General features: G+C 71.2%; 5 protein-coding genes. All 5 read right to left on the bottom strand.

The window, feature by feature from the left end; translation table 11 throughout:
• Positions 1-4: 4 nt before the first annotated feature.
• The gene (locus ACWGE0_RS26380; RefSeq protein WP_452263572.1) at positions 5-3595 is read right to left on the bottom strand and encodes an amino acid adenylation domain-containing protein; all 3591 of its coding nucleotides are present in this window, start codon (positions 3593-3595) and stop codon (positions 5-7) included.
• A gap of 50 nt (positions 3596-3645) precedes the next feature.
• A complete protein-coding gene (locus ACWGE0_RS26375) occupies positions 3646-4629 on the bottom strand; it encodes a TauD/TfdA family dioxygenase (protein WP_452263571.1) in 984 nt (327 codons plus the stop codon).
• 25 nt (positions 4630-4654) lie between these two features.
• A complete protein-coding gene (locus ACWGE0_RS26370) occupies positions 4655-5593 on the bottom strand; it encodes a TauD/TfdA family dioxygenase (RefSeq protein ID WP_452263570.1) in 939 nt (312 codons plus the stop codon).
• A 77-nt stretch (positions 5594-5670) separates the two neighbouring features.
• Positions 5671-6093, bottom strand: a complete 423-nt coding sequence (locus tag ACWGE0_RS26365; RefSeq protein ID WP_452263569.1) for a FixH family protein — start codon at positions 6091-6093, stop codon at positions 5671-5673.
• A gap of 3 nt (positions 6094-6096) precedes the next feature.
• Positions 6097-7500: a hypothetical protein gene (locus ACWGE0_RS26360; RefSeq protein ID WP_452263568.1), complete on the bottom strand. Its 1404-nt coding sequence runs from the start codon at positions 7498-7500 to the stop codon at positions 6097-6099.
• Between the last annotated feature and the right edge of the window lie 33 nt (positions 7501-7533).

Below are 7533 nucleotides of genomic sequence, written 5' to 3'. Positions count from 1 at the left end.
GTGCTCAGTGCTCCCCAGTCGTGATGGCGTCCCGCAGCTCTGCCTCGGAGAGCTGCTCGATCTCGGCGCGGATGGCGTCCTCCACCGCCGCGGCGAGGCCGTGGATGGTGCGTTGTTCGAAGACCGTGCGCACGGACAGGTCGAGGTCGAACTCCTCCTGCAACCGCGCGGTCATCCGGATGGCCAGCACCGAGTGGCCACCCAGGTCGAAGAAGCTGTCGTGCACGCTGAGCCGCTCGATGCCGAGGACCTCGGTCCAGACCGACGCGATGAGCTCCTCGGCGGGGGTGCTCGGCGGCACGAACTCCCCGGCCGCGACGGCGGGGGCGGGCAGCGCGCGCTGGTCCAGCTTCCCGTTGGCGGTCAACGGGATGGCGTCGATCGACTGGAACACCGCGGGCACCATGTACTCCGGCAACCGGGTGCGCAGCTCGTCGGTGTCGGCCTGGCCGACCACGTAGGCGGTCAGCGCGGTCTCACCGCTCTCGGTGGGGCGCAACAGGACCACCGCGTCACGCACCGCGGGCTGGGCCAGCAGCGCCGCACGCACCTCGCCCAGCTCGACCCGGTAGCCGCGGATCTTGACCTGGTCGTCGGCACGGCCGAGGAAGTCCACCGCGCCGTCGGGCAGCCGGCGGGCCACGTCCCCGGTGCGGTAGAGCCGGGAACCCGGTGCGCCGTAAAGGTTCGGCACGAACTTCTCGGCGGTCAGCGCAGGACGACCGAGGTAGCCGCGGCCGACACCGGTGCCGCCCAGGTACAACTCGCCCGGCACGCCCGCGGGCACCGGCTGGAGGTCGCCGTCCAGCACGTAGGCGGTGGTGTTCGGCAACGGTTGCCCGATCGGCACACTGCGGTGTTGCGACGTGACGACCGGGTGCGTGGTCGCGCCGATGGCGGTCTCGGTGGGGCCGTACTCGTTGATCAACCGGTCAGGGCCGAGCAGCGCGAGCCAGTGGTTGGCGGTGGCGGGAGGCAGGGCCTCACCGGCGACCAGCACGACGTCGGCGAGCGCACGGGCCTGTGTCTCGGACAGCTGGTGGGTCAGCAGGTCCAGGTGGCCGGGGGTCAGCTTGACGAAGCTGTACGGCGCACCGGTGAGCAGCGCGCTGCCGAGCTTGGTCAGGTCCAGGTCGTCGGGCAGCAGGTGGGTGGTGCGGCCGGTCATCAGCGGCACGAACAGGTTGGTGGCCGGCAGGTCGAACGCCACCGAGGAGAACAGCGGCGCGCCACCCTGCCCGCGCACCAGGTCCTGGGCGGCCCAGTGCAGGTGGTTGGCCAGGCCGCGCTGGGTGATCGCGACACCCTTGGGACGACCGGTGGAGCCCGAGGTGTAGATGACGTAGGCCAGCTGGTCCAGGTCGTCCGCACGTTCCGGCGCGGTGGCCGGGTGGGCGGTGAGGTCGACCTGGTCGAGTAGCAGGGCGCCGGGGTGGTCGACGCCACCGGTGGTGATCAGGATCGGTGCGGCGCTGTCCGTGAGGGTGTGCGCGATCCGTTCGGCGGGGTTGGCCGGATCCATTGGCAGATAAGCGGATCCCGACTTCCACACGGCCAGCAGCGCGGTCACCAGGCCGACACCGCGGGGCAGGCACACCCCGACGAGCACCTCCTGGCCCGCGCCCAGCGAGCGCAGGTGGTGGGCCAGGCGGTTGGCGCGGGCGTCCAGTTCGGCGTAGGAGAGTTGTTCCGCACCGGAGATCAGTGCGATCGCCGACGGGGTCTCCGCCACCCTGGCCTCGAACTCGGCCAGCACCGAGGTCTGCGGGAACGCGCGCTCCGGTCCACCGGCGAGCAGGGCGGCCCGCTCACCGGCAGGCAGCAGATCCACAGTGGACAGACGATGGGCGGGGTCCGTGGTGACCGAGCCGATCAGGCGCAGGAAATGGCCGGCCAGCCGTTCGATCGTGGCGTGCGCGAACAACGCCGTGGCGTACTCGAACACACCGGTCCAACTGCCGTCGGACTCCGGGCGCACGTACAGGGTCAGGTCGGTCTTGGCCACCCGGCGGGCGCGCACGAAGGCCGCGCCGTCGGACCGGTCGGGCAGACCGCCGATGTAGCGCTCGTCGCCGAAGTTGAACGCCACCTGGTACAGCGGCGTGCGGGAGAGGTCCCGCTCCGGCCGCAGGTGCTCCACCAGGTGCTCGAAGCACACGTCCTGGTGTGCGAAGGCGGCGAGGGCGGAGTCGCGGACCACGTCCACCGCTTCGGTGAACGGCGCCTCGGCGTCCAGCTGGCAGCGCAACACCAGTGAGTTGAGGAAGAACCCCACTACAGGCTCGGTCTCCGGCCGATCACGTCCGGCCACCGGGACGCCGAGCGTGACGTCCCACTGGCCGCTGTGCCGGGCCAGCAGGGTGCAGAAGGCGGCCAGCGCGGTCATGAACGGCGTCGCGCCCTGACCGCGGCCCAGCGCGGTGAGCCGGTCGGCGACCGGGGCGGGCACGGTGAACGGCACCAGACCACCGCGGGCGTCGCGTTCGGCCGGGCGCGGGTGGTCGGTGGGCAGCTCGAGCGGGGTGGCGCCGTCCAGGGTCCGCTGCCAGAAGTCCAGCTGCGTGCCCAGGCGGTCCTTGTCCCGGTGGGTGCGCTGCCAGGTGGCGAAGTCGGCGTACTGGACGGTCAGTTCGGGCAACGACGGGGTGCGCCCGGCGGTCAGGTCGGCGCAGACCTGGTGGAACTCCTGCTCCAGCACCGCGGCCGACCAGCCGTCCGCGGCGATGTGGTGGACCGTGATCAGCAGCTGCTGGCGGCCGTCCGGCTCGCGCAGCAGCAGAGCGCGCCACAACCGGCCCTCTGCCAGGTCGAACCCGGCGTCGAGCTGCTCGCGGAAACGCTCCTCGATCTCGTCCAGCCTGGCCTCGACCACCCGAAGTTCCACAGTGGACGGTTCGCGGACCAGCTGCCGCGGCTCGCCGTCCACCGTGACGTAGCGGGTGCGCAGCGACTCGTGCCGGGCTTCCAGCACCGTCAGCGCTTCCCTCACCACGGTGGGGGAGAGTTCGCCGGGGAGCCGGACGTGCAGCGGCAGCGCCCATTCCGCGCTCTCCGGGTGCAGGTCGGCCATGAACCACACCCGGCGCTGCCCGAAGGACAACGGCAGCGCGTTCTCCCGGCTCACTCGCTCGACCGGTGGCAACTCGCCCGCCGCCGCGTCCACCAGCTCGGCCTGCCTGGCCACCGTGGTGGCGGCGTACAGCTCGGCCAGCGGCACCTCGCGCCCGGTGACCACGCGCAGCCGTTCCACCAGCGTGGTCAGCAGCAGCGAGTGGCCGCCCAGGTGGAAGAAGTCGTCGTCCGCGCCGATGTCGTCGACGTCCAGCAGTTCCGTCCACGCCGTCGCCACCGCGCGTTCGGTGGCGGTGCGTGGTTCGACGTAGGCCGGACGGTCGGAGTCCAGCAGCAGCAAGGGCTCCGGTTCCTCCACCGGCCCCAGCCGCTCCACCGAGCCGTCGTTGCGAATGCGGGCCAGCTCGCCGGTGCCGACCCCGTCCACGTGCAGCTCGCCCAGAACACCGGGAGGCACCGGGGAACCGAACTCGTCGAGCACGGCCACGGTGGCGTCCTCGGGCGCAAGCGAATCCTGATACACGGGTGCTCCTGGCGGCTTGGAGGGGAACGGGGTCGGCGGGGGAGAGCGGGTCAGGACAGGACGTAGCCGTTGCCGGGGCGGTACCCGCGGGTGCGGCGGTTGTCCAGGTGCACGAACGTCCGGTGCAGCCAGCGGTCCTGGCCGTCGTAGCGCGGCTCGAACGCACTGCGGCCGTGCAAGGAGATCCGGTTGTCCACAAAGGCCATTTCGCCGGACTGCAGCACCAGCGAGGTGGACACCGCCAGCAGCGCGTCACGCAGCGCGTCCAGTGCGGCCCGGCCCTCGGGATCGAGCGGTTCGGTGGCGGCGAAGTCCACGACGACGTTCGGGTCGGCGGGGTCGCCGCCGAGCACCGGCGCCGGTTCGGTGGCCGCGTCGGAGTGGAAGGACGGCGGCGCCGCGGTGACGAACCGCGGGCGGCCCAGCACCTCGACCACCTCGGCCGGCAGCAGCGGCAGGGCGCGCCGGATCGAGGACACCAGGGTGCCCGCGGTACCGCTGTGGTCGTTGCGCAGGCACAGCAGACCGACGAAGTCCGGGCGGTGCGGGTGGAAGGCGTTCTCCACGTGCAGCTCCAGCGGCGTGGACCCGGCGTTGCTCTGGGAGAGCTCACGGCCGGGCACCGGCACGACGTTCTGCACCAGCGCGCCGGACTTCTCCTGCCGGTAGGCCAGGATCTCGCCCAGCAGCAACGCCAGCAGCGCGGCCACCGCGGCGGGCCGCGTCGCGTTGCGCTCCACCGACTCCGGCACGTTCGGCGTGGGCGGCAGCAGGGAGGTGTCGATCGGCAGGTTGCCGATCAGCAGCACCCCGTCGGTACCGGGGTCGTGCCGGAACCGGCTCGCCGTCTCCCGCAGCCGGGTGGGCAGCAGACAGGTCAGGCGACGGGCCGCCGCCACCCAGGCAGGGTCGTCGACCAGGCCGGGCGCGGTGCTGGCCAGTTGTTCGGCCACCACACCGAACTCGGCGCGTTCCAGGTCGGTGAGCGTGATGCTGAGCCCGCTCGCCGCTGGTGCGGTCAACACTTCGGTCATCGCGGATCCGTGTCCTCTCTCGTTGTCAGTCCGACATCGCGACGAGCACACGGCGCTTGCCGGTGAACGGCCGCCGTCCGTGCCCGAGCAGGACGTTGTCGATCAGCAGCAGGTCACCGACCCGCCAGTCGACGTCCACCGCCGCCTCCAGGCCGCGGTCGCGCACCTGGATCACGTACTCCTCGGGAATGGGAGTGCCGTCGGCGAAACTGACCCACTGCGGGAAGTCCTCGACCGGCAGCACCTTCGCCAGTTCCGCGGCGGTCTCGTCGCCGAGCGTCGCCGGGTGCCACTGGTCGGACTGGTTGAACCAGACCTCGTCCCCGGTCACCGGGTGCTTGAGCGTCGCCGGCCGGACCTGGGAGACCTTGAGATTGCCGCGCTTCCACTCCCAGGTGGCGCCCGAGTTGCCCAGGAACTCCTCCACCACGGCCTTGTCGTCGGTCTCGAAGGTGTCCATCCAGCTCTTGCCGAGGCCGTAGCCGTCGTGCAGGTTCTGCGTGTAACGGACCCCGCCGGAGAACGCCTCCTGCACCTCGGGATCAAGCGATTCCAGCCACAGCCGGGCGTCGACCACGGGGGTCGCGCCACCGGTCTCGGCGGCCACCGCGCAGAAGAACAGCAGCCGGGACGGCCACTGGTGGGCGTAGGAAAGCTCGTTGTGCATGGAGATCGTGTACTCGGGCGGGTACTCGGTCGAGGTGTAGACGTTCTTCCCGACCTTGGTGCGCGGGGAGTTGCCGTGCACGTACGCGAGCCGGTTGGGCAGCAGGTGGTCCATCACCCCGCTGAGGGTGTCCTCGGTGACGTGGAAACCGCGGAACACCAACCCCTTCTCCTTGACCAGGAGGGCGTCCAGGTCGCTCGCACCCGCGAGGTGGGCGGCCAGCCCCGCGGCGCTGGCCTCGGCCCCGACCGAGTCGGGGGTGATCTCCAGTGGCCGCCACTCGTGCCGGTTGTCCATTGTGGCCGTTCCCTCCAGGCAGGCGGATTCGTCGTGCGACCACCGTGCCGGGAACGGCTATATTTCTTCGATATAGCTCAACTGGAGGACACGGGCACTGTTACCGTGGTCAGCTCGGTGCCCGCTTTTCCGTGCAGCCGCACCGAGAGTTCCCACACACCGGACATCGGGAACAACTCGCCCGTGGCGTGAAAGCGGCCGGGGCCAACGGTTTCGGCCTTCAACTGCGAGGTGGCGTGGCCCATTCGGGGCATCGCCGCCTCCAGTGCCAGCCGGTCCACCTCCACCGGCGCGTGGTCACGGCGGGAAACCTCGACGTCGACGGTGTTGTCGCCCGCGGCCCAGCGCTGGAGGCGCACCGCCACGGTGTAGCTGGCCGAGTTCGCGGTCAGTTGTTCCTTCGCCGGATCGGGTGCGGAGAACGCCAGGTAGCCGACCACCACCGCGGCCAGCGTCAGCACGCTCACCAGGACGACGGTGACGATCTTCTTGCGCGGCAAGGCTCAGCGCTCCTCAGGGGCCACGTCGACGAACAGCGGCACGGTGTGCACCCGGAAGCCGCGCATGTACTGGATCCACACCGGGTAACGCCCGGCGGTCGGGAAGGTGAAGGCGAAGCGCAGCACCGGGCCGTACTGGGCCACCGTGTCGTCCGGCAGCCGTGCGCCCGGAACGCTCTGCGCGGCCATGGAATCCCGCTCGTGCACGTGCCCGAACAGGTCGCTGCGGGTGTCGCGCACCACCAGGTGCCCTGCCATGCCCAGCCAGGGTTGGAGATCGCGCACCGGACGTCCGCCCGCGCGCACCTCCAGCTCGATGCCGGTGGGCTGTCCCGCAACGGGTTTTCCGGGGTCCAGCCGCAACACCGTCTCGGTGTCGTCCTGCGGCGCGGGCGGTTCGGGTTGTGCGTCGCCGGTGACCTGGAAGCTGCCGGTGACCAGCTGTCCGCCGGAATCGGCGCGTTCCAGCTCGGTGTTCACCAGATAGCGGCCTGGACGGTCCACGGTCAGCCGCAGTTCCAGCACCCCCGGACCCCGGCGCACCGGGTGCAGGTGCCGGAAGAAGACGCAGTCCGCACTGGTGATCACGGTGTGCGCCAGGGCGGCGTGGTGGGAGACCAGGTCGTCGGCGGGTCGCCCGGTGGCGCCGTCGGCCAGTGCGAGGGTGAGGGTGAACTCCTGACCCACCAGCGGTTGCGCGGGACTGGTGGTCAGTGCCTGGTTGAGATAGGGACGGCCGCCGGCGGCGAAACCGTCCTCAGGCCGGTTCTGCACTGTCGGTGGTGCGCCCTCGGGTACCGCGGGCAGCATCGAGGGGGACAGGAGCGCCGCGGTCAGCGCCACGGTGAGGGTGACCACCGCGGCCAAACCGCCCGCCACACCCAGGCTGCGCCGCCGGGTGGCCGCGGCCAGCAGTGCCAGCGCGAGCAGCACCCCGGCCAGGGCGAAAGCGGGGAAGGACACCTTCTCCCACACCGCGGAGGTCGGCACCATCACCCGGAACGGCAGCACCGCGCGTTCGTCCCCGGTGCGCAGTTCCAGTTCCCACGGCCCGGCCCGGTCCACCCGCAGCCGCGTCGTGTAGACGCCTGGCTTGTTCCCGAGCCGCACCGAGCCGGTGTTCGGTGCGGGGTCGGGACTCTCCACCGCGGTGGCAGTCAGGGTGATCTCCACCGGGCGCACCGGGTCGTGTGCCACCACGTCCACCACCAACGGGCCGGGCACGATCTCGGTGCGCCGCAACACGATGGTCAGCTCGTTGCCCGCGAACGACTGCGCCAGCTGCACGTCCGCGGTGTTGCTGATGCCGTGTGCGGCCGCGGTCTGCGCCCCGAACAGGGCCAGCAGCCCCGTCAGCAGCAACATGATCGGCAGCCGGAAGGACCGGACCCCACCCGCGGTTCGCACGCGGTCAGAGTCCGGTCCGGCCATATACCGCCC

The sequence above is a fragment of the Lentzea sp. NPDC054927 genome (assembly GCF_053610285.1).
This window is presented reverse-complemented; position numbering and strand designations above follow the sequence as displayed.